A 20,986-nucleotide genomic window follows, 5' to 3' on the forward strand; every position below is an offset into this window, starting at 1 on the left:
CGGCCGCGTCTATCTTTACTTTTGTGCATGGGCGGGGCACCTCTCTTTTGGACGCGGTATGAGAACCTCGCGTGCGGTCGCAAAACGATGGACGCAGACTGGCTGTTGGTTTATAATATTTTTGAATCATTTGAATATTCAGGAGGAAAGGGAATGGAACCAACCGTTGTCGAAACACGGTATGGACGGTTGCGCGGGGGGACGAATGAAGGCGTTTTCGTTTGGAAAGGAATTCCGTATGCGAAAGCGCCGGTCGGCGAGTGTCGGTTTCTTCCGCCGGAACCGCCCGATGCGTGGGATGGGGTGCGTGAGGCGGCCGCGTTTGGCCCCGTGGTCATGCAGCCGTCGGATCCGATTTTCAGCGGATTGCTCGGGCGGATGAGCGAGGCGCCGAGCGAAGACGGGCTGTACCTGAACATTTGGTCGCCCGCGGCTGATGGGAAGAAGCGCCCGGTGTTGTTTTGGATTCATGGCGGAGCCTTTTTGTTCGGTTCGGGTTCTTCGCCGTGGTATGATGGGACGGCGTTCGCGAAACACGGCGATGTCGTTGTCGTGACGATCAACTACCGAATGAACGTGTTTGGCTTTTTGCATCTCGGTGATTCGTTTGGCGAAGAGTACGCCCAAGCCGGGAATCTCGGCATTTTGGACCAAGTGGCGGCATTGCGCTGGGTGAAGGAGAACATTGAGGCGTTTGGCGGCGATCCGGACAATGTGACGATTTTCGGTGAATCGGCCGGAGCGGCGAGCGTCGGCGTCCTCTTGTCGCTTCCGGAGGCGAGGGGGCTGTTTCGGCGCGCCATTTTGCAAAGTGGTTCGGGAGCGCTTCTCCTTCGTTCACCGGAGACAGCCATGGCGATGACCGAGCGTATTCTCGAGCGCGCCGGCATCCGCCTGGGCGACCGCGGCCGGCTCTTGTCGATTCCGGCCGAGGAGCTGCTGCGGGCGGCGCTGTCGCTCGGCCCAAGAATCATGTACGGTCCGGTGGTAGATGGCCGCGTATTGCGCCGCCATCCGATCGAGGCGCTCAACGACGGGGCGGCCAGCGGCATTCCGATTCTCATCGGCGTCACGAAAGACGAGTACAATTTGTTTACCTTGACGGATCCATCGTGGACAAAGCTTGGCGAAAAAGAACTGCTTGACCGGATCAACCGTGAAGTCGGGCCCGTGCCGGAGGCGGCGATTCGCTATTATGCAGAAACGGCGGAGCCGTCGGCGCCCGCCTGGCAAAAGTGGCTTCGTATCATGACGTACCGCGTTTTTGTCGAGGGGATGCTGCGGACGGCGGACGCCCAAGCGGCCCACGGAGCGGATGTGTACATGTACCGGTTTGATTATGAGACGCCGGTGTTCGGCGGCCAGCTGAAAGCATGCCACGCGCTCGAGCTGCCGTTTGTATTTCACAATCTCCATCAGCCGGGCGTCGCGAATTTCGTCGGCAATCGGCCGGAGCGCGAGGCGATCGCCAACGAAATGCATTATGCTTGGCTTTCGTTCGCCCGCACGGGCAACCCGAACGGCGATCACTTGCCGGAAGAGTGGCCGGCGTATGCGAAAGAGCGCAAGCCGGTGTTTGTGTTTGCCGCGGCAAGCCATGTGGAAGACGATCCGTTCGGCTGCGAGCGTGCGGCGTGGATGACGCGCGCATAAGGAAAAAGGAACGGCCAACCGCCGTTCCTTTGTTATTCGTTTGCTCCCGGTGAAGGAAGCCCGAACTGTTCCGCCAGCGCCGGGTCGCGGTCGATCGCCTCAAGCAGCTTCCGCATGACGTTGACGTCAAACGTAAAGTTCGCCCCGATCGGCGAGGTGACGAAAATTTTTCCTTTCTTCGCCTCCCGCGCCCGTTTGAATTGATAGCCGTCAATCGCGATGACGACTCGTTCGTCTGGTCTTGCCATTGGAGTCCCTCCAGTCGTTGCCGATTTGCTTTCATTGTAACTTATTTCGGCTGCGGACGACAATGATCATACCGCGCCCGAGGCATGGAGCGTCAAGCAGATGGAGGATGAAACGTTCCCCCATCTATGCAAAGGGGTAGAGGCAGGGAATTTTTTTGGCCCCCGCCCTTCGATTCAGCTGTCTTGCAAAGACAGGAAACGCAGTCTTTCCTTCAACACCGTTCCATTCTTCCGTTGCCTCCAGGCCGATCAAGTCAGATACGTTGCGATTTTTGCCAGGCATTCGTCAATGATTTCATCGATTTCCTCCATTTGAGCATCTTCCGGATTGTATTTTTTTAAAACTTTTAGATGACGGGCTTTCCAATCCAATGATTTGATTTGATCCGCTAAAATGACTCCTGTGATGGGATCGCCGCCGCCTTCAAGGAGTATTCCTCCTTTTGGCAAATCCACTTCAAACGGATAGCCTTTCTTCTGATTGGTGATTGGACAAACAGCCACAAATCCTGTTGCCTGATTGAATTTTTTAGGAGATAAAACAATGGCAATTCTTCTTCCTGCCTGTTCATGGCCAGCTTGTGGATGGAAGTTCAACACAACGAAATCTCCTCTTTCCGGTACGTCTGCGGGCATTAGATCAACTCACGTCCTTCTACCCCGAAATCCATCTCCTCATGTCGATTTTCAGGGGTAATTTGTGATATCAGTTCTTCCAGTGTGTATTTCTTCCGTGTTCTTTTCGGCTTTAATGTGATGATTCCTTCGTTTTCAATGACATGTAATTCCATTTCAGAACCTTGTTGAATCCCGATTTGGTCAGCCGCGTCTTTTGGGATGCGAATGCCCAAACTGTTCCCCCACTTTTGCACGATTACGGTAGACATATCATTCTCTCCTTTCCTTTTTGCGATGTTGTTTTGTTTTGAATTCATTCTATCATCTCCATCCTTAAATGTATATACACAGTATATACAAATTCACCAAAAATGATCACATGTTTCACAAAAAAGTGAATTTGTGCCTTTCGTCGTGTTGAGACAGGCCCGCCAGTTGCCGCCAACGGCGATCTATGGTATAGTGAAATTATTGCAACGTCGGTCGTTGGAGGTGTCAGGCATGCATGCCTTGCTTGTGACGCTGCTTGTCATTGTGTCGATCGCGCTGATCGCGGTTGTCTTGTTGCAGTCGGGCCGCAGCGCCGGGCTGTCGGGGGCGATCACTGGCGGCGCCGAGCAATTGTTCGGGAAGCAGAAAGCCCGTGGGCTCGATGCGGTGTTTCAGCGCGTCACGGTCGTGTTGGCCGTCTTGTTTTTCGTATTGACGATCCTGGTTACGTACGTACAGCCATCATAAGTCAAACATGGGGCGGTCCATAGAATGAAGGGCTGCCCTTTCTATTTCACACCAGAGAGGAAGGAGAGCCTATGATGAAAATTGTTCCGCCGAAGCCGTTTTTCTTTGAAGCCGGGGAGCGGGCGGTGCTGCTTTTGCATGGGTTTACCGGCAATTCCGCCGACGTTCGGATGCTTGGGCGATTCTTGGAATCGAAAGGGTATACGTGCCACGCTCCGATTTACAAAGGGCATGGCGTGCCGCCGGAAGAGCTCGTCCACACCGGACCGGATGATTGGTGGCAAGACGTCATGAACGGCTATCAGTTTTTGAAAAACAAAGGCTACGAAAAAATTGCCGTCGCCGGACTGTCGCTTGGAGGCGTATTTTCTCTCAAATTAGGCTACACTGTACCTATACAAGGCATTGTGACGATGTGCGCGCCGATGTACATCAAAAGCGAAGAAACAATGTACGAAGGCGTGCTCGAGTACGCGCGCGAGTATAAAAAGCGGGAAGGAAAATCAGAGGAACAAATCGAACAGGAAATGGAATGGTTCAAACAAACGCCGATGAAGACGTTGAAAGCTTTGCAAGAACTCATTGCCGATGTGCGCGCCCACCTTGATTTGGTTTATGCACCGACGTTCGTCGTCCAAGCGCGCCATGATGAGATGATCAATCCAGACAGCGCGAACATCATTTATAACGAAATTGAATCGCCGGTCAAACAAATCAAATGGTATGAGCAATCAGGCCATGTGATTACGCTTGATCAAGAAAAAGATCAGCTGCATGAAGATATTTATGCATTTCTTGAATCGTTAGATTGGTAATGGAGAAAGGAGGGGATGGCCAATGGATCATGTGTTGGCCGAACGCATTTTAACGTTTATGCGCGATGAGGCGTACAAACCGCTCACCGTCGAAGAACTGGAAGAAGCGTTTGGCATCGAGGATGCGGACGGGTTCAAAGAATTTGTCAAGACGCTTGTCGCCATGGAAGAGGAAGGTCTTGTCGTCCGGACGCGAAGCAACCGCTACGGCGTGCCTGAGCGGATGAATCTCGTGCGCGGCAAAGTGACCGGCCACCCGAAAGGATTCGCGTTTGTCACACCGGAGGAGCCGGGACTGGATGATATTTTCATCCCGCCGTCCGAATTGAAAAACGCGATGCATGGCGACACGGTGCTTGTGCGCGTCCAAGCCGATTCATCCGGGGCGCGCCGCGAAGGAACGATCGTCCGCATTTTGGAGCGTGGGGTGAAGGAAGTCGTCGGCACGTACACGGAAAGCAAATATTTCGGCTTTGTCATCCCTGATGACAAACGGATCGTCAACGATATTTTCATCCCGAAAAACGCGGCGAACGGCGCGGTCGAAGGGCATAAAGTGGTCGTCCGCCTGACGTCGTATCCAGAAGGGCGGATGAGCGCCGAAGGGGAAGTCATTCGAATTCTCGGCCATAAAAACGACCCGGGCGTCGACATTTTAGCGATCATCTATAAATACGGCCTTCCGCTTCAATTCCCAGAAGACGTGATCGAGCATGCCAACCGGGTGCCGGACGTCATTACGGAGAAAGATTTGGAAGGGCGCCGCGATTTGCGCGGTGAGATGATCGTCACGATCGACGGGGAAGATGCGAAAGACTTGGATGACGCGGTGACGGTGACGAAGCTTGAGAACGGCAACTATAAGCTCGGCGTCCATATCGCCGATGTGAGCTACTATGTTGAGGAAGGCTCGCCCATTGACCGCGAAGCGTACGAGCGCGGCACGAGCGTTTATTTGGTCGACCGCGTCATTCCGATGATTCCGCATCGGCTGTCGAACGGCATTTGCTCGCTCAACCCGAAAGTCGATCGGCTGACGCTCTCGTGCGAAATGGAAATCACCCCGCAAGGTGAAGTCGTCCGCTATGAAATTTTCCCAAGCGTCATCCGCACGGTGGAACGGATGACGTATTCCGATGTCAATAAAATTCTCGTTGACAAAGACGAAGCCTTGCGCGAAAAATATGCGCCGCTTGTGCCGATGTTTGAGCTGATGGCTGAGCTCGCCGACATTTTGCGGCAAAAGCGGATGAAGCGCGGGGCGATTGATTTCGATTTTAAAGAAGCGAAAGTGCTCGTCGATGAAAACGGCAAACCGTACGATGTCGTCTTGCGCGAGCGGTCGGTCGCTGAGCGGCTCATTGAAGAGTTTATGCTGGCGGCGAACGAAACGGTCGCCGAGCACTTTCACTGGTTGAACGTGCCATTTATTTACCGTGTTCACGAGGATCCGAAGCCGGAAAAATTGCAGCGCTTTTTAGAGTTCATCACGAACTTCGGCTATGTCGTCAAAGGGACCGGCAACCAAATCCATCCGCGCGCCCTCCAGCAAATTCTCGAAGCTGTGCGCGGCGAGCCGGAAGAAATGGTGATCTCCACCGTCATGCTTCGGTCGATGAAGCAGGCGCGCTATGACGCCGAGAGCCTCGGCCATTACGGCCTGTCGACCGAGTTTTACACCCATTTTACGTCGCCGATTCGCCGCTACCCGGATTTGATCGTCCATCGGTTGATCCGGACGTATCTCATCAACGGCCAGATGGATCTTGACACCCAGCAAAAATGGGCGGAAAAGCTGCCTGAAATTGCGGAACACGCTTCCGATATGGAGCGGCGCGCCGTTGAGGCGGAGCGGGAGACGGACGATCTGAAGAAAACCGAGTTTATGGAAGACAAAATTGGGATGGAGTTTGACGGCATTATCAGCTCGGTGACGAACTTCGGCTTGTTCGTTGAGCTCCCGAACACGATCGAAGGCTTGGTGCACGTCAGCTACTTAACGGACGACTATTACCGCTACGACGAACGCAGCTACGCGTTGATCGGCGAGCGGACGGGGAAAATGTACCGCATCGGCGATGAAATCACCGTCCGCGTCATCAACGTCAACAAAGACGAACGGATCGTCGATTTTGAAGTCGTCGGCATGAAGGGACGCCGTCCGCCGAAAGCGAAAGCCGCTCCGGTCGTCATTGAAGGGAAAAAACAAAAACAGGCCAAGGCAAAGGCGGAAGCGAAAACGAACAGCGGCAAAAGTCGCAGCGCGAAAGCGAAAAAGAAGAAAAAGAAAAGACGGTGAGGAAAAGCCGAACAGGCGGCTTTTCCTTCTTTTTCGTTTTTGGTAAAATAAGAAACGCTACGATGAGGAGGGAGAAAACGGATGCCCAAAGGCGAAGGAAAAGTGATCGCCCAAAACAAAAAAGCGCACCACGACTATTTCATCGAAGAAACGTATGAAGCCGGCCTTGTGCTGCAAGGGACGGAAATCAAATCGATCCGCAACGGCCGGGTGAACTTGAAAGATTCGTTCGCCAAAGTGGAAAAAGGGGAAGTGTTTCTCCATAACATGCATATCAGCCCGTATGAACAAGGCAACCGCTACAACCATGACCCGCTGCGGACGAGAAAGCTCCTTTTGCACCGCCGCGAAATCAACAAGCTGATCGGCTACACGAAAGAGCAAGGGTATACGCTCGTGCCGCTGAAATTGTACATTAAAAACGGCTTTGCCAAAGTGGAGCTCGGGGTGGCCAAAGGGAAGAAAAAATACGACAAACGGGAAGACATGAAGCGGAGAGAAGCGCAGCGCGAAATCGAACGCGCCTTCCGCGAGCGGCAAAAACTATAGGGAGTCGGTGGTGTATGGAAAAAACAGCTCTAAACCGAATCTTCTCAAGTGGAGAAGCCTTGAAACATCGGCTCTTCTTTCCTAGTGAACTCCATCGCTTTGGCAAAAATGACCGTTTTTCACCGGCGTTGAAAACATTCCCATTGAAAATGCGCATCGCCATGGTATAATAAATAATGCAACAGCCAGTTATCTATCGCTTACGCTATTCCGATCTTTCTTCGCCACCGCGGGGACGATCCGGATTCGACAGGGGTAGGTCGAGCTTAAGCGGCGAGCCGAGGGGGACGTCCTCGTAAAAACGTCACCTAAAGATAACTGGCAAACAAAACTACGCTTTAGCTGCCTAATTGCTGCAGCTAGCTCCTCCCGCCATCGCCCGCGTGGCGTTCGAGGGGCTCATATGAAGCGGGCTACGCCCAAATCCGCCGCCTGAGGATGAGGGAAGAGACGAACCAGGCTAGCCGCCGGGAGGCCTGTCGGTAGGCGGAACGGACGGCGAAGCGAAATATACCGACTACGCTCGTAGATGCTTAAGTGGCGATGCCTCTGGACGTGGGTTCGACTCCCACCGTCTCCATTTCCAACATCCGAACGGTTTGGATGAAAAATTGAGAAACCATTGATGCGACTGCAATTGCAGTCGTTTTTCATTTTTGGGGAATCATCAAAAAAAACGATAGAATCAGAAAAAATTTTGCACGGATTTTGCACGGCTATTGGGCATGATACAGCTCCTATTGAACGGGCGGAGAAAAAATCAAACAACGTATAAACGAAAGCCTCTTCTGCTGCCTGTGCGAGTGAAGAGGCTTTTTTATAATGGATTTATCGGTCGGTAGCGCCAAGATGCTTCTTTAATGCTTCTTGAAGAATTTGGGAGTAGTTCACGTTATGTTCTTTCGCTAGATCATCAAGCCATTTCGGGATAGTCAGCGTTTTTTTTACCGCTTTGTTTTCCATTTCGTGTCGAAAAGGTGACATCCATACCTCTATGAACACGATTACTTGATTGTTTTCTGTTTGAATTTCGGACACTTTTGAAGGCTGAGGAATCTCTTCATTTTCCTGCTCCAAGCCGTATAAGTGTAATGCCATCGCCTCTTTGGCCATTTTAAAAGCTTCTTCCTCTGTATCTCCGCAGGTAAAGCAGCCAGGAAGATCAGGAAACTCGACAGATATTCCATCGCTGCTGTAATCAAAAATAGCTGGATAAATATAGCGGTCTTTTTTGTGCATATATGTTAACCTCCTTTAGGAGGGGCTTATAATAGCCCCGCCTGTTTGAGTATGCTTTTTACTGTTTTGGTCGGTAAGTTTTTCTTTGGATGAGGGATGGTTACTAGTCCGGGTTTACTGGGATGTTTAAACTGATGATGACTGCCACTTGTTCTTCATCCATCTTGTTGTATGATTTTTATTAATTCCTTTGAAGAGTAACTCTTCATTTCCCTCCTTGATTTTATTATAACACGTATTATTATACGTATAAACAGTTTTTGATTAATTTTTTACCCGTGGTGCTAGATAAAATCAGACAAGCATAAAAATAGCCCTTGCATGAGGATCTCCTTAAAATGAAAGTGCAACCAAACCTCAAAAGGAGAAGTTCCCATGCAAGAGCACTTTCATTTTACAACAGATCGTGTCAAACTTCCAAAACAATATGCATCGATTTTGCTTTTTGTATCGGCTCAACGATCGTATAACCTCGGTGACAAAGGGTATATCAGCCAAAAGCTGCAAAAGAAGCTGTACGAAGAGCACCGAGTCGCTTTCGGATCACCGAGATTCGAGCGAACTCGGTTTCTGGATTTGAAACGGCACTGGATGGTATTTTACTGGCTTACTCGCTTGTTGTTCTTGGGCTAGTTGAGCGTTAAGACTCAACTAGCACCACGGGTTTTATACAGTTTTGAGAAACAGAAAGAGATTTGTCGGCTGCCCAAAAATGCGGCGATGCATAGCCCCATCACCGAAGTGGTTGTCAGCGGTACAAATACGGGGTGCCGTAGTATTCCGTCCGGTTGAGCTCCGGGTATTCCGAAGTGAAATGAATGAAAATCGGGCACCAATCACAAAACGGGTACGTGTGAAAAAAAGCGCGGTCGCCATAGCGAATGGCTTCGAGCGCCAACGGCAATTCTTTCTTGAATACGTTCGCCCGGCGCGCATTTTCTTGCCGGCCCATTTGTCGGTTGCCAATGAATACATAGAGAAACAATACTAGCTGTTGCCCGGCTTGTTTCCATTCACCGAGCACTTCATCGCGTTGAGAAGTGAGCTGATCAGTGACAAATGCGCGGGAGACGGTGAGGAATAAGGCGCCAGTCGTGTCTGAGTGGGTTAAGGTGTACAGACGGCCGTTCACTGGTGACAGCTGGGTGATTCCAGCGGTCTGGGTGACGTACAGTCGCTCGGGAGAAAGGTGTTTCATGGCGGTCCTCCTTCTGTTCTGGAAAGTGGATGATCTCATTCATCTATATGTGCCTTTATTGGCGGCGATGACAAAACAAAACCGAACGGGACGGTCGATCCGCGTTCGGTTTTGCTTTATGGTTTTTCATGAGGTGGCGGTGGTTGCTTCTTTGTCCGCAGCGGCTTCATGATGAGCGGCAGGAGCGTCGGCTTCAGCCCATTGCGGGCGCCAGGCGATGCAAAGCGCCCCACCGATGATGCCGAGAATCGTGCCGACTAAGAAGCCGCCCAAGGCGCCCATGATCGACAGAATGGCACTGAACATGCCGATGATGCCGAGCAAGGTGGATAGCCGCGGCATGGCGTAGGAAAGAATCCCCATCAACATGACCATGCCGCCAAGGAAAAAGCCGGCGAACACCATGCTTCCGGGTACAAGCGAAATTTCATACAGCTGCATCGGAATCCATAAAATCACAAGGCTTGATAACAAGAGAAACGTCGCGCCCCAAAACGGGCGGCGTTTCCGCCAGCGACCAAACGCCTGCCAGCTGGAACGAATGATGCCCAATGTCCCTCATCCTTACTAAAATTAGTTAAGTTTTTCAAAGTACACTTTCATGCCCGGCAGCGACACTTTTTGCTGGAATAAGTAGACGGTTTTAATATCGCCATTTTCGATCGTAATGCTGTCGGCTCCTTGTGAGAATTCTTTGGCTGCCTTCTCGACTGGGTTGCTCGTATCGCCGACATAGCTTTCTTTCATCGTCAAGCTGCCGAAGGAGATGTTGCCGTTGATTTGCGTCGCTTTTTGCACGAGGCCGTCAATGGAGACCAGTTCGCTCGCGACAATGACGACGCGAATGCCCAAGGCCGGGAAGTCTTTCGAAATCCGAAGACCTTGAATCGTTGCTTTTTCCATTTCATTGACGAAGACCGGCGTCTGTGGGGCATTGCCTGCTTCCGCCACGCCGCCGTACATTTTAAACCCGCTGCCATTCAGTTTGTCAAATTGAACGGTGAACTCCCCGACCCCGCTGATCGGCACGGCATAGGCGACGCCTGTCAGCCCGAAGGCGGACAACATGAGGGCGAGGGAAAGAAATCCCCCGAGCAAGGCGAGAAGCAACGGTTTTTTCGCCGTGTGCCCTCCTAAAATCAGTGATTGGCTAGCCATGTTCATCAGCATTCTCCTCCCTTTCGCGAAATGTAAGCGCTTTTAAAAAATGAATTTGATTAAATATTAAAACAATTCTAACGAAATCACATCCCTACATTTGTAGGATTTTTTTCCTGTCTTTGTTGTAGAAAGGGGAAGGAATCGTTGGCTTTGGTGTGAAAATACAATAGTGAGGGAACACGGTCGATGAAAAAAGGGGGGAGCTACCGTGTCGAAAGAACTGCACGACCATTTGTTTCGACTGCTGAAAGAGGCGGTGGATATTTTGCGTCAGTATGAAGGGGAAGTGAAGGGAGAATGGGAACGGATCGGCGAAGCGCTTGGCAAGCGGAATGCGCGGGTTCAAGAGGTGTTTTCCACGCTGTGCGCATTCGTTCAGGCAAGATTGCTTCCGTACGGGGGCGACCATCCAGCGAATGAGCAGCTCGAACGCATTGCGGCGTTTCATCCGGAGATGGTCATATTTTCCCTGAATTTAATGGAAAATACGGTTCATCAAGTGTTGAAGGCGCATGCGTCAGCGGCTGCTGCGCTTCATCCGGCGGTGCGGTATTTGTTTTTTAAATGGAATGAGTGGTTGTTGTATGAAGTGAATGAACAATCATTCAAAAAGAGCGGTGATTCTCCATGGAAAAAAGAAACATTGTGGAAAGACGCCGTGATTTTGTTTAACGAATGGATTTTGCGGGCGCAGACGTTTGAGGAATCGGCGGCGCATATTTGTTTTGGTTTTTCTTATTTTCTTCCTTTCACCCGTTGTGCTCTGTTTCAATTTGTCAATCAAGAGAGAACGGCCATCGGCCTGCATGGGCACGGCGTGGACAATGAGCAAATTCAGCGGTTGCGCGTGGAATTGGACAGCATTCCGATGTTGAAAGAAAGTGTGGGGAAGTTGAAAGCGGAAGTGCATGAATTTCGCCATTTTCGGCCGATTTACGTTGAACGGGCGTCCGAACAGTTTCCAAACACGTATATCAAGCCATTCGATTTAGCTTCGCTCGTGATCGTTCCGGTGTATGTGCCGACGGAAGGGAGGATGATTGGAGGCGTCGTGCTCGACCGCGGACCGGGCCGCTTTTTTGCCGTTGACCGCCGCTTGTTTCCTGCGCTGATGAAATTTGGACAAAGCGCGGGGGAATTGTTGTTGAAATTGATCGAGGCGCCGGTGAGAAAAAAGGAAGGGGAAGAACATGAGCCGCTGTCGCCTCGGGAAATCGAGGTGCTGAAGCTGCTCGCTGATGGGGCATCGACATCAGAAGCAGCTGAACAGCTGTATTTAAGCGAATTTACAGTACGTGACTATATTTCGAGCGTCTTAAGGAAGCTTCGCGCTAAAAATCGGACGGAAGCGGTGGCGAAAGCGCTGCGCCTTGCGATTATCGAGTAAGCTTGAGAGGCGGTGATTTCACACAACTTTCGCTCGTTGTTCACGGTCTGCTCACAGCTTTTCCTTACACTGTAGATGAAAAAGATGCAAGGAGGGAAAGCGATGGAGCAGATGATGAAAGAGGAGAGGCAACAACGGGAGATGTATGCGGCGGTGTGGAGATGGCATTTCTATGCCGGGATCATCTTTGCGCCGTTTTTGATCATTTTGGCGTTGAGCGGCGCTGTTTATTTGTTTAAGCCGCAAATCGAATCGATGTTGTACCATCATTTGTACGAGGTGGACAAAATCGGCGAGAAAAGGCTTCCTCTCGTTGAGCTGACGGAGCGGGTCAACAAGAAATACCCCCATGATGCCATCGTCTCTGTGACGATTGAGAATGATGCGAATCGAACGGTGAAGGTCGGGATGATGGACAAAGGGGACATGGTGTTTGCATTCATCAATCCATATACCGGGGAAATTCAGGGGACGTTGCGTGCGGATGAGAATTGGACGGAAATCGCGAAAAAAATCCACAGTGAGCTGTTGATTGGCGGAACGGCAGCCAATCGTTTTGTAGAGCTGGCCGCTTGTTGGGGATTTATATTGTTGGCCACGGGTCTCTATCTTTGGTGGCCGCGGCAATCATTCTCTGTTCTCGGGACGTTTTGGCCGCGCTGGCGGGCGAACAAACGGTTGGCTTGGCGCGATTGGCATGCCGTGTCCGGTGTATGGATGAGCATCGGGATTTTGCTTTTGATCGTGACGGGTATGCCTTGGACAGGCGTGATGGGAGAAGCGATCAACCGGGTGGCGACAGCGACGAATACCGGCTATCCGCCGTTTGCGTTCAGTTTCGGCCCGAAGCCGGAATCGAAAGTAGTCACCAAAGACGTGGCGCAAGACGTGCCATGGGCGGTCGAACAACTGCCTGTGCCTTCTGTTCACAAGCATAAGGCGGTCACGCTTTCGCTCGATGAGGTGTATGCGATCGCGGAGGCGAAAAAGGTGAAAAAGCCGTTCACCATTTCGCTGCCGCAAGGGGAAAAAGGGGTGTTTACCGTTGCGACCTCGAAGACGAAGCCGTGGGAGAACGCCACTTTGCATATTGACCAGTATTCAGGGCGGGTTTTGAGCGATGTCCGTTTTTCTGACTATGGGGCGTTGGCCAAGACCATTACGATTGGCATTGCGTTCCATGAAGGGCGGTTGTTTGGGCTGGTCAATCAGCTCATCAATCTCGTTTTTTGCCTCGGATTGGTGTTTTTGGGCGTCAGCGGCTTTGTGATGTGGCGCAAGCGCAAGCCAAAAGGCGTCCTCGGCGCCCCTAGGCGGGTGAAGGATCCTCAGGCGGCGAAAACAGTGTGGGGCGGCATGATCGCTGCGGCGGTCGTGATGCCGTTGTTTGCGTTGTCGCTCGCTGTGATTTGGCTGTTTGATCGTTTTGTTGTGCAAAAGATTCCGAGCGTTCGCCGCTTTCTCGCGGCGTAACCATCGTTGGAAGCGGCTTGATGAGTAGGCATCAAGGCCGCTTTCTTTTTTGGGACGCTTGGTTTTTTGTCATGTTCGGCACAGGGCGGCATATGGATAAAAAGGGAATCTTCTTCAACGCATCAAAAGGGAGGAAATGAGAATGAACCAGCCCTACGCGTCCCATGCCTCGCCGCCGCAGCTCATTGCCCTGGTTGACCCGTATGTGTACCACGCTTTCCAAGCTTTGAACGGCAAAGAAGTGGTAGTGGAAACCGTCCGCGGTTCGATCCAAGGAATGGTGAGGGATGTGAAGCCGGACCATATCGTCATCTCGGCGCATCAGGCGGTCTATTACATCCGCTTGGCGCAAGTGGTGTCTGTTCGCCTCGGCAATTAATGAAAAAGGAGGAAAAGAGTCGTGGTATTTCAGCGGATCGACCGGCTGGCGATTGAATTGCCGAAGCCCAAATACGCGGACCCCAATGCGGCTGCCGCTGTTCAGGAGCTGCTTGGCGGCCGTTTCGGAGAAATGTCGACGTTAAACAATTATTTGTTTCAGTCATTCAATTTTCGGCAAAAACAGAAGCTGCGCCCGTTTTACGAGCTGGTGGCGAGCATCACCGCCGAAGAGTTTGGCCATGTGGAGCTCGTGTCCAATGCGATCAACCTTTGCTTGACCGGCTCCACCCATCCGGGTGATCCGGATGCGGCGCCGATGAAGGAGGCGAAAGACAAGCGCAATACGTATCATTTTATCGCGACGGCGCAGACGGCGTTTCCCGGTGATTCGATGGGGAAGGCGTGGACGGGGGAGTACGTGTTCAACAGCGGCAACTTGATTTTGGATTTGCTTCACAACTTTTTCCTTGAATGCGGAGCGCGCACGCATAAAATGCGCGTCTATGAAATGACGGATCATCCTACCGCCCGCGAGATGATTGGCTACTTGCTGGTGCGCGGCGGCGTTCATATTTTGGCGTACGCCAAGGCGCTGGAAGTGGCGACGGGCGTTGATGTGACAAAGCTCCTGCCAATCCCGAACCTCGATAACCGCGTGTTCGATGAGGCGAGAAAGTATGAGGAACAAGGCGTCCACCGCCGGCTTTATACGTTCAGCGACCGCTACTACAAAGAAATCGTCCGCATTTGGCAAGGAACCCATCCAAGCGACGGCCAGCCGCTCGAGGTGGTCGAAGGAGCGCCCCAAGGGGGGGCGATCCCCGATTTGGACGAAGTGCCGGAAGAATTCGCTCCCGGGATTTCGGCCGAAGATTTTTTCGAAATCGCCAAGCGGCTGCAACGGTCGGCCGGATTGTGATGAGGCGCCCAACGGCGCCTGATTTTTTTTGGGGGAAAAACCGGCCGTGGAACGAAAAGGGCAGGGCAACGAAGAGATGATGAGCGTATCGTGTTTTCATTTGCGTCAACATCCATGATGGAAGAAACCATTATCTTTTTCATGTTATCCGCCGGACGTGCGGGCGGAAACGGTTTGGAGCACATCAAGGAAGCGGCGGGCGCTTTTTGGCAAATACCGCTGCGGGTCCAGGATGACGGCAGCTTCTGCTGTCATGGAAGAATCGATGATCTCGAGCACCTTGATGCCGGGAAGGCGGAACAAGGCGACGGTGGATTGCGGCACAATGGTGGCTCCGAGGCCTTGGGCGACGAGGGAGAGCAAGATCGTCGCGTCCGGGCATTCGCATAGGACGTTCGGCTCAAATCCATGTCGGCGGCATTCTTCCATGACTCGCTCGTACTGTCCGGCACCATGCACGCGGTGGAGAAGGAGAAGCGGCCAATCAGCAAAATCGCGCATCGACAAGTAAGGTTTACTCAATGCCCAATGTTCCGGCAGGACGGCGATATAACGGTCGCTCGGCAGGTGGATGACGTCATAATCAGCTGAGTCGATCGGCAGTCGGACAATGCCGATGTCAATTTGACGCTCTTGAAGCAGCCGGCAAACGGAAAACGTATCCCCTTCGCGGAGATGAAAGGTCACGTTCGGAGCTTGTTCATGGAAGTGGCGGATCGCCTGAGCCAAATAGTAAAAGCACGATTTGACGCAGCCGATCGACAGCGTCCCCGCCGTTCCTGCTTCGATTTCTTTCACTTCCGCTACGGCGTCATCAAGCTGGGCGAGCAGCCGTTTCGCCTTTTCGTAAAACGCTTTGCCCGGTGCGGTGAGCTCCATTTTTTTCGCCTTCCGGTCAAACAACGGAACGCCGAGCTCTTCTTCGAGCTGCTTCAGCTGCTGGCTGAGCGGCGGCTGGGCGATATGAAGCTTTTGCGCTGCTTTCGTGATTTGCCCTTCTTCAGCAATTGTGACGAAGTATTTCAGCTGTTTCACATCGATCATGGCCGTGCCTCCTCTCTTGCTTCCATATCTTTTTCGTATAGGATGGTGGATCATTTTTGTATTTTTCATATATGAAATCATATGTTATATTAATTTTGAACATTCTGAATGATAGCGTTTCCTTATCTATTATACGTGAAAATAGGGGGAATGAAAATGCCGGCCAAAACAGGTCAGGAGTATATGGAGCGGCTCAAGCGGGCGAAAAGCAGCGTGTACATCCATGGGCAAAAAGTAGAGGATGTCACCGTTCACCCGGCATTTCGCAACGTCGTCCGTTCGATGGCCGCGCTTTACGACCGGCAGTATGAAAAGCCGGACAAAATGTTGTACCGGTCGCCGACAACCGGACAGCTCGTCGGCATGACGTTCATTCAGCCGACGACGATTGAGGAGCTCATCGCCCGCCGCGAGGCGACGCAAGAATGGGCGCGCATGTCGGCTGGAATGATGGGGCGCTCGCCTGATTATTTGAATGCCGAAGTCATGGCCATGGGCATCGCCAACGATTTGTTTGCCGAAGACGATCCGATGTTTGCCGAAAACGCGAAAAACTACTATGAGTACGCGCGTGAAAACGACATCAGCTTGACGCACACGCTCATCCATCCGCAAATGAACCGTGCCAAGGCGCTTCATGAGCAGAAAGACGCCGATGTGCCGCTCCATTTGGTCGAACGGCGGAAAGACGGGATCATCGTCAGCGGCATCCGTCTGTTGGCGACGCAAGGGGGGATTACCGATGAAATTTTAGTGTTTCCGTCGACCGTGAAAAAATCGTCGTCCGGTGAAGACCCGTACGCGCTCGCCTTTGCCGTTCCGAACAATACGCCGGGCGTCAAGTTCATTTGCCGCGAGGCGTTCGACTACGGGCGGAGCGCGTGGGACCATCCGCTCGCGTCCCGCTTTGAAGAAGGCGATGCCATCGTGTCGTTTGAAAACGTGTTTGTGCCGTGGGAGCGCGTGTTTGTGTGCGGTAATTCATCGATTTGCAACCGGACGTTCCGTGAGACGAACGCGGTCATTCATATGTCCCATCAAGTGGTGGCGAAAAACATCGTCAAAACGGAGTTTTTGCTTGGAGTTACCCTTTGTCTGATCGAAGCCATCGGCATCGGCGAATTCCAGCATGTGAAAGATAAAGGGGCGGAAATCATGCTCGTCCTCGAGACGATGAAGAGCCACCTGTACCGGGCTGAGCACAATGCGAAGCGAGACCGCTGGGGAACGATGACGCCGGATTTTGCCGCGCTTGATGCCGCGCGCAACTGGTATCCGCGCATTTATCCGCGCCTGGCGGAAATCATTCGCATTTTAGGTGCATCAGGCATGATGGCGATTCCGACGGAAGCCGACTTTGACAACGAAGAAATTGGCGATATCGTCCGCCGAGCAATGCAGGGGGCGACAGTGGATGGCTATGAACGCGTTCAGCTGTTCCGGCTCGCTTGGGATCTCACGATGAGCGCGTTCGGAGCCCGGCAGACGCATTATGAATATTACTTTTTCGGCGATCCGGTGCGGATGGGGATGGCGTATTTTGACGGCTATGAAAAAGAGCCGTATCAACAGTTCGTGCGTGAATTTCTGCGCGGCGCCAAAAGTGTGTTCATTCCTTCTGACAGCCAGCGGTGACAGTGCAAATGGAGTTGAATTTGATCGAAAGGGGAGAAGGATGGTGAAATTTTCCATTATTCGCTGCGCCCGCGCAGTGCTGCATGTGACTGATTTGGCCGCCGCCCGCGATTTTTACGAACGGGTGCTTGGGTTTGTCGTGACGGAAGCGGATGAGAGCCATCTGTATTTGCGGGGGCTGGAAGAATATCATCATCATAGCCTTCTGTTGAAAAAGGCGCCCCGTCCCGCGGTTGAAGCGCTTGGCTACAAAGTCGGTTCCGAGCAGGAATTGGAAGCGCTTTATGAATGGTTTGCGGCGCAAACGCTGCAGCCGAAATGGCTGGAAGCGGGAAGCCAGCGCGCCGTCGGGAGAGCGTTTCGCGTGCAGGATTCGTCCGGGCTGCCGCTTGAGTTTTTCGCGCATATGGACAAAACTGAGCGGCTGTTGCAGCGGTATGACTTGCACCGCGGCGCCCGCGTGCAGCGCATTGACCATTTCAATTGCGCGGTGACGGATGTTAAGCGTGCGTATGACTTTTATGTTCACGGCTTGGGGTTTGCTTGTTCGGAGTATACGGAAACAGAGGATGGGAAGCTTTGGGCGGCATGGCTGCACCGGAAACAAAATGTCCACGATTTGGCGCTGATGAACGGAAAAGGGCCGCGCCTTCACCATATCGGGTTTTGGCTGCCGGACCCGCTCAGCCTCATCCATGCGTGCGATGTGCTGGCGGCGGCTGGATATGCGGCAAACATTGAACGCGGGCCGGGCCGCCACGGATTGTCCAACGCCTTCTTTGTCTATTTGCGCGACCCGGATGGCCACCGAATTGAGCTGTATAACGGCGATTATTTGACGAGCGACCCCGATTTTCCGCCGATCCGTTGGGATTTGGACGATCCAAGGCGCCAGACGTTTTGGGGGCATGCGGCGCCGGACAGCTGGTTTGAAGAGGCGTCCGTCGTTCTCGATGTTCACAGCGGTCAGCCGATCGAGCCGGACGAACCGACATTGGCGAAGCAGAAACCGACCTTCCTGATTTAGAAAAAAACCGCCGTCCTTCTGCTCGCGGTTTTCGGATCAAGATTATATATGATTTTATCGTTGATTTTATATATGATAATGTGTACAATATAAATAACATTCGGAAAAGTAAAACAAATAGGGGGGAGAAAGGATGGCATACCGCGAGGCGAAAGAACGGCTGCGCGGCTCAATCGCGCCGGTCGTCACGCCGTTTGATGAGGAAGGAAACGTGGATTTTGCGGCGCTCGCCGCGCTCATCGATTGGCATATTGAAAGCGGCACGCACGGCATTTCCGTCACGGGAACGTCGGGAGAGCCAAGTTCGCTGACGCTTGACGAACGGAAACAGGTGATGGAAACGGCGAAAAAAGCGGTGGCGGGTCGGGTGCCGTTCGTGCCGGGGACGGGCTCGACGAACCATGCGGAAACGATCGAGCTGACCAAATTTGCGCAGGAGATTGGGGCTGATGCGGCGATGGTCATCGTCCCGTATTACAATCGCCCGTCTCAAGCTGCGCTCTATAAGCATTTTAAGGCGGTGGCCGAGTCCGTTGACATTCCGATCATCATCTACAATATTCCGGGGCGGACGGCGGTCAATTTGGAAGTCAAAACGTTGGCGCGGTTGGCTGAAGATTGTCCGAACATTATCGGCGTGAAGGAGTCAAACAAAGATTTTGAACATGTGAACCGAGTGCTGTGGCACTGCGGGCGCGATTTCCTTCTCTTTTCCGGCATCGAGCTGTTGTGCTATCCGATGCTGGCGATCGGCGGCGCCGGTTCGATCAGCGCGACGGCGAACGTCGTGCCGCATAAGGTGGCCGAGCTGCATGATGCTTGGTTTGACGGCGACATCAAGCGGGCGCAAGATCTTCATTTTGAACTGATGGAGCTCAATGATGTGCTGTTCATCGAAACGAATCCAGGCCCGGTCAAAGCAGCGCTCGGCATGATGGGGAAAATCACCCCGAAGCTCCGGCTGCCGCTCGATTTGCCAAGCGAAGAGCATCAGCGGCAAATCCGCCGCACGCTCGTCAAATACGGACTGCTGGCTGAAGAGCCATCCAAAACGGCATAACGGGGCGGGAGGAGAAGCGATGGTCAATGTGCGCTTGCGCCTGGCCGGCATGAGGCGGACGATTGAGGCAAAGGCGGATCCTTGGAGCGGAACGGTGTCGTTTGACGGTCGGATGCACCACATCGATGAATGGGAATGGGACGTGCCTGTTGACGGGGTGATGTACGGGGTGGCGCTGAATGATCAGAAGGAGTGGGAAGCGTTGTCAACCGAAATGAACGCCCCGCCGTATGAAAAGCCGCCGGAGGGCCCGGTTTTGTATATGAAGCCGGCCAACACGATCAACGCCCATCGGCGGCCGGTGCTGCTGCCTCGTGGGGTGAAGCATCTTCAGGCGGCTCCAGCGCTCGGGATTGTCATCGGACGGACGGCGGCGCGCGTGCAGCGCGAGCAGGCGCTCGATTTTGTATTCGGCTATACGATCGTCCATGATCTGTCGATTCCCCATAAGCAGCGTTACCGCCCGGCGGTGAAGGAACAGGCGCGCGACGGCTTTGCCCCGGTCGGCCCGTGGATCGTGCCGAAAGAGGAAGCACCGCCGCTCTTTTCGCTCGTCGCACACGTATATGTGAACGGACGCCTCGTCCAGCGCGCCGATCCGAGCCGTTTCCGCCAGCCGGTCGAACAATGGCTCGCTGAGGTGACCGAATTTATGACCCTTTACCCGGGGGATGTGCTGTTTTTCAGCTGGCCGGCCGACGCGCCGCTCGTTTCGGCGGGAGATGTCGTGCGCATCGAAATCGACGGGATCGGCGCGTTGGAAAACGAAATCGCCCCGGAACAAGGAGGCGATGAACAATGAAGCGGGCGCGTGTGGCATGGAACGGAACCGTGACGGAAGCGGAGCCGCTTGATGATGGACGCCTCCGCCTGCCGGACGGAACGATCGTCGACGAGCTTGACGTGATGTGGCTTCCCCCGGTCGAGCCGGGCGTGATCGTGGCGCTTGGGTTGAATTACGCCGATCACGCCGGCGAGCTGTCGTTTGCCGCGCCGAAAGAGCCGCTTTTGTTTCTCAAAGGGAAAAACACCCTCGTCGGCCATCGCGGCCGCACCGTCCGCCCGGAGGGGGTCAACATGATGCATTATGAATGCGAGCTTGCGGTGGTGATCGGCCGCCCGGCCCGCCGGGTGAGGGCGGAACAGGCGTACGACTACATTTCCGGCTACACGATTGCCAACGATTACGCAGTCCGCGATTACTTAGAAAATTATTACCGGCCGAATTTCCGCGTCAAAAACCGCGACCGGGCGACGCCGCTCGGCCCATGGATCGTCAGCCATGACGAAGTCGGCGATCCGATGGCGCTTCGGCTGCGGACGTATGTCAATGGAGCAGTGGTTCAGGAAGGGTATACGGGCGACATGATCTTTTCCATCCCGTATTTGCTCGAGTACATCACCGAATTCATGACGCTCGCGCCGGGCGACGTCATGTTGACCGGCACGCCGAAAGGAGCAGTGAACGTCCAGCCCGGCGATGAAGTCGTGACGGAAATCGAACGCATCGGCCGGCTGGTCAATTACATCGCCTAGCCAAAG

At 53.2% G+C, this 20,986-nt stretch carries 23 protein-coding genes, 1 other RNA gene and 2 pseudogenes; 17 read left to right on the forward strand and 9 right to left on the reverse strand.

Annotated features, from left to right (window positions below):
* The first annotated feature begins 153 nt into the window (after nt 1–153).
* Entirely contained in the window at nt 154–1,653 is a 1,500-nt protein-coding gene (locus B9L19_RS02725) for a carboxylesterase/lipase family protein (RefSeq protein ID WP_025949891.1), read from the forward strand.
* Nucleotides 1,654–1,685: 32 nt separating this feature from the next.
* Here the strand turns inward: B9L19_RS02725 and B9L19_RS02730 are convergent, their stop codons facing one another.
* The 3 genes from B9L19_RS02730 to B9L19_RS02740 all read right to left on the reverse strand — a co-directional run bounded on the left by B9L19_RS02730 (nt 1,686) and on the right by B9L19_RS02740 (nt 2,836).
* Nucleotides 1,686–1,901 (reverse strand): hypothetical protein, encoded by a 216-nt coding sequence (locus tag B9L19_RS02730; RefSeq protein WP_011232518.1) that lies wholly within the window; start codon nt 1,899–1,901, stop codon nt 1,686–1,688.
* Nucleotides 1,902–2,150: 249 nt separating this feature from the next.
* The gene (locus tag B9L19_RS02735) at nt 2,151–2,537 is read right to left on the reverse strand and encodes a type II toxin-antitoxin system PemK/MazF family toxin (RefSeq protein WP_025949892.1); all 387 of its coding nucleotides are present in this window, start codon (nt 2,535–2,537) and stop codon (nt 2,151–2,153) included.
* Complete coding sequence (locus B9L19_RS02740) at nt 2,537–2,836, reverse strand: AbrB/MazE/SpoVT family DNA-binding domain-containing protein (RefSeq protein WP_025949893.1); 300 nt, start codon at nt 2,834–2,836, stop codon at nt 2,537–2,539. The genes B9L19_RS02735 and B9L19_RS02740 overlap by 1 nt, the downstream gene beginning before the upstream one ends.
* Before the next feature lie 184 nt (nt 2,837–3,020).
* On the opposite strand from B9L19_RS02740, the gene secG reads away from it, so the two are divergent.
* The 6 genes from secG to ssrA all read left to right on the forward strand — a co-directional run bounded on the left by secG (nt 3,021) and on the right by ssrA (nt 7,503).
* Nucleotides 3,021–3,257, forward strand: a complete 237-nt coding sequence (gene secG, locus B9L19_RS02745; protein ID WP_013144265.1) for a preprotein translocase subunit SecG — start codon at nt 3,021–3,023, stop codon at nt 3,255–3,257.
* 74 nt (nt 3,258–3,331) lie between these two features.
* Nucleotides 3,332–4,072 carry a carboxylesterase gene (estA, locus tag B9L19_RS02750; RefSeq protein ID WP_025949894.1) on the forward strand — a complete coding sequence of 247 codons (741 nt, stop codon included), beginning with the start codon at nt 3,332–3,334 and terminating at the stop codon, nt 4,070–4,072.
* Nucleotides 4,073–4,094: 22 nt separating this feature from the next.
* Nucleotides 4,095–6,371, forward strand: coding sequence for a ribonuclease R (rnr, locus tag B9L19_RS02755; RefSeq protein WP_025949895.1), 2,277 nt, complete (start codon nt 4,095–4,097; stop codon nt 6,369–6,371).
* A gap of 81 nt (nt 6,372–6,452) precedes the next feature.
* Nucleotides 6,453–6,920 (forward strand): SsrA-binding protein SmpB, encoded by a 468-nt coding sequence (gene smpB, locus B9L19_RS02760; protein WP_011232513.1) that lies wholly within the window; start codon nt 6,453–6,455, stop codon nt 6,918–6,920.
* 14 nt (nt 6,921–6,934) lie between these two features.
* Nucleotides 6,935–7,090: a hypothetical protein gene (locus B9L19_RS18925; protein ID WP_167372761.1), complete on the forward strand. Its 156-nt coding sequence runs from the start codon at nt 6,935–6,937 to the stop codon at nt 7,088–7,090.
* A gap of 61 nt (nt 7,091–7,151) precedes the next feature.
* Nucleotides 7,152–7,503: a transfer-messenger RNA gene (ssrA, locus tag B9L19_RS02765) on the forward strand.
* A gap of 245 nt (nt 7,504–7,748) precedes the next feature.
* Here ssrA and B9L19_RS02770 read toward each other — a convergent pair.
* Entirely contained in the window at nt 7,749–8,159 is a 411-nt protein-coding gene (locus tag B9L19_RS02770; protein ID WP_025949896.1) for a type II toxin-antitoxin system HicB family antitoxin, read from the reverse strand.
* 26 nt (nt 8,160–8,185) lie between these two features.
* Nucleotides 8,186–8,368, reverse strand: a pseudogene (locus tag B9L19_RS02775) (type II toxin-antitoxin system HicA family toxin).
* A 256-nt stretch (nt 8,369–8,624) separates the two neighbouring features.
* Here B9L19_RS02775 and B9L19_RS02780 point away from each other — a divergent pair.
* Nucleotides 8,625–8,803: pseudogene (locus B9L19_RS02780) on the forward strand (IS982 family transposase); the annotation flags it as partial.
* A gap of 104 nt (nt 8,804–8,907) precedes the next feature.
* On the opposite strand, the gene B9L19_RS02785 reads toward B9L19_RS02780, so the two are convergent.
* The 3 genes from B9L19_RS02785 to B9L19_RS02795 all read right to left on the reverse strand — a co-directional run bounded on the left by B9L19_RS02785 (nt 8,908) and on the right by B9L19_RS02795 (nt 10,521).
* A complete protein-coding gene (locus B9L19_RS02785; RefSeq protein ID WP_025949898.1) occupies nt 8,908–9,357 on the reverse strand; it encodes a staygreen family protein in 450 nt (149 codons plus the stop codon).
* A gap of 126 nt (nt 9,358–9,483) precedes the next feature.
* Nucleotides 9,484–9,909: a DUF6114 domain-containing protein gene (locus B9L19_RS02790; protein ID WP_025949899.1), complete on the reverse strand. Its 426-nt coding sequence runs from the start codon at nt 9,907–9,909 to the stop codon at nt 9,484–9,486.
* A 21-nt stretch (nt 9,910–9,930) separates the two neighbouring features.
* Nucleotides 9,931–10,521 (reverse strand): DUF6230 family protein, encoded by a 591-nt coding sequence (locus B9L19_RS02795; protein WP_025949900.1) that lies wholly within the window; start codon nt 10,519–10,521, stop codon nt 9,931–9,933.
* Nucleotides 10,522–10,726: 205 nt separating this feature from the next.
* On the opposite strand from B9L19_RS02795, the gene B9L19_RS02800 reads away from it, so the two are divergent.
* From B9L19_RS02800 to B9L19_RS02815, 4 genes are all read left to right on the forward strand, one after another.
* The gene (locus B9L19_RS02800) at nt 10,727–11,905 is read left to right on the forward strand and encodes a helix-turn-helix transcriptional regulator (RefSeq protein ID WP_025949901.1); all 1,179 of its coding nucleotides are present in this window, start codon (nt 10,727–10,729) and stop codon (nt 11,903–11,905) included.
* A 102-nt stretch (nt 11,906–12,007) separates the two neighbouring features.
* Nucleotides 12,008–13,378 (forward strand): PepSY-associated TM helix domain-containing protein, encoded by a 1,371-nt coding sequence (locus tag B9L19_RS02805; RefSeq protein ID WP_025949902.1) that lies wholly within the window; start codon nt 12,008–12,010, stop codon nt 13,376–13,378.
* Nucleotides 13,379–13,520: 142 nt separating this feature from the next.
* On the forward strand, nt 13,521–13,757 hold the full coding sequence (locus B9L19_RS02810; RefSeq protein WP_025949903.1) for a YuzF family protein: 237 nt from the start codon (nt 13,521–13,523) through the stop codon (nt 13,755–13,757).
* A gap of 21 nt (nt 13,758–13,778) precedes the next feature.
* The gene (locus B9L19_RS02815; RefSeq protein ID WP_025949904.1) at nt 13,779–14,678 is read left to right on the forward strand and encodes a manganese catalase family protein; all 900 of its coding nucleotides are present in this window, start codon (nt 13,779–13,781) and stop codon (nt 14,676–14,678) included.
* A 144-nt stretch (nt 14,679–14,822) separates the two neighbouring features.
* On the opposite strand, the gene B9L19_RS02820 is transcribed toward B9L19_RS02815, so the two are convergent.
* The gene (locus B9L19_RS02820; RefSeq protein WP_025949905.1) at nt 14,823–15,722 is read right to left on the reverse strand and encodes a LysR family transcriptional regulator; all 900 of its coding nucleotides are present in this window, start codon (nt 15,720–15,722) and stop codon (nt 14,823–14,825) included.
* A gap of 156 nt (nt 15,723–15,878) precedes the next feature.
* Between B9L19_RS02820 and hpaB the strand changes: the two genes are divergently transcribed.
* From hpaB to B9L19_RS02845, 5 genes are all read left to right on the forward strand, one after another.
* Complete coding sequence (hpaB, locus tag B9L19_RS02825; protein WP_025949906.1) at nt 15,879–17,357, forward strand: 4-hydroxyphenylacetate 3-monooxygenase, oxygenase component; 1,479 nt, start codon at nt 15,879–15,881, stop codon at nt 17,355–17,357.
* A 43-nt stretch (nt 17,358–17,400) separates the two neighbouring features.
* Nucleotides 17,401–18,384, forward strand: coding sequence for a 3,4-dihydroxyphenylacetate 2,3-dioxygenase (gene hpaD / locus B9L19_RS02830; RefSeq protein WP_025949907.1), 984 nt, complete (start codon nt 17,401–17,403; stop codon nt 18,382–18,384).
* A gap of 133 nt (nt 18,385–18,517) precedes the next feature.
* Nucleotides 18,518–19,444: a 2,4-dihydroxyhept-2-ene-1,7-dioic acid aldolase gene (gene hpaI / locus B9L19_RS02835; protein ID WP_025949908.1), complete on the forward strand. Its 927-nt coding sequence runs from the start codon at nt 18,518–18,520 to the stop codon at nt 19,442–19,444.
* Between the two features lie 19 nt (nt 19,445–19,463).
* Nucleotides 19,464–20,246, forward strand: a complete 783-nt coding sequence (locus B9L19_RS02840) for a fumarylacetoacetate hydrolase family protein (protein ID WP_025949909.1) — start codon at nt 19,464–19,466, stop codon at nt 20,244–20,246.
* The gene (locus B9L19_RS02845) at nt 20,243–20,980 is read left to right on the forward strand and encodes a fumarylacetoacetate hydrolase family protein (RefSeq protein ID WP_025949910.1); all 738 of its coding nucleotides are present in this window, start codon (nt 20,243–20,245) and stop codon (nt 20,978–20,980) included. Before B9L19_RS02840 ends, B9L19_RS02845 begins: the two co-directional genes overlap by 4 nt.
* Nucleotides 20,981–20,986: the final 6 nt, after the last annotated feature.

The sequence above is a fragment of the Geobacillus thermocatenulatus genome (genome assembly GCF_002217655.1).
Taxonomy (GTDB): domain Bacteria; phylum Bacillota; class Bacilli; order Bacillales; family Anoxybacillaceae; genus Geobacillus; species Geobacillus thermocatenulatus.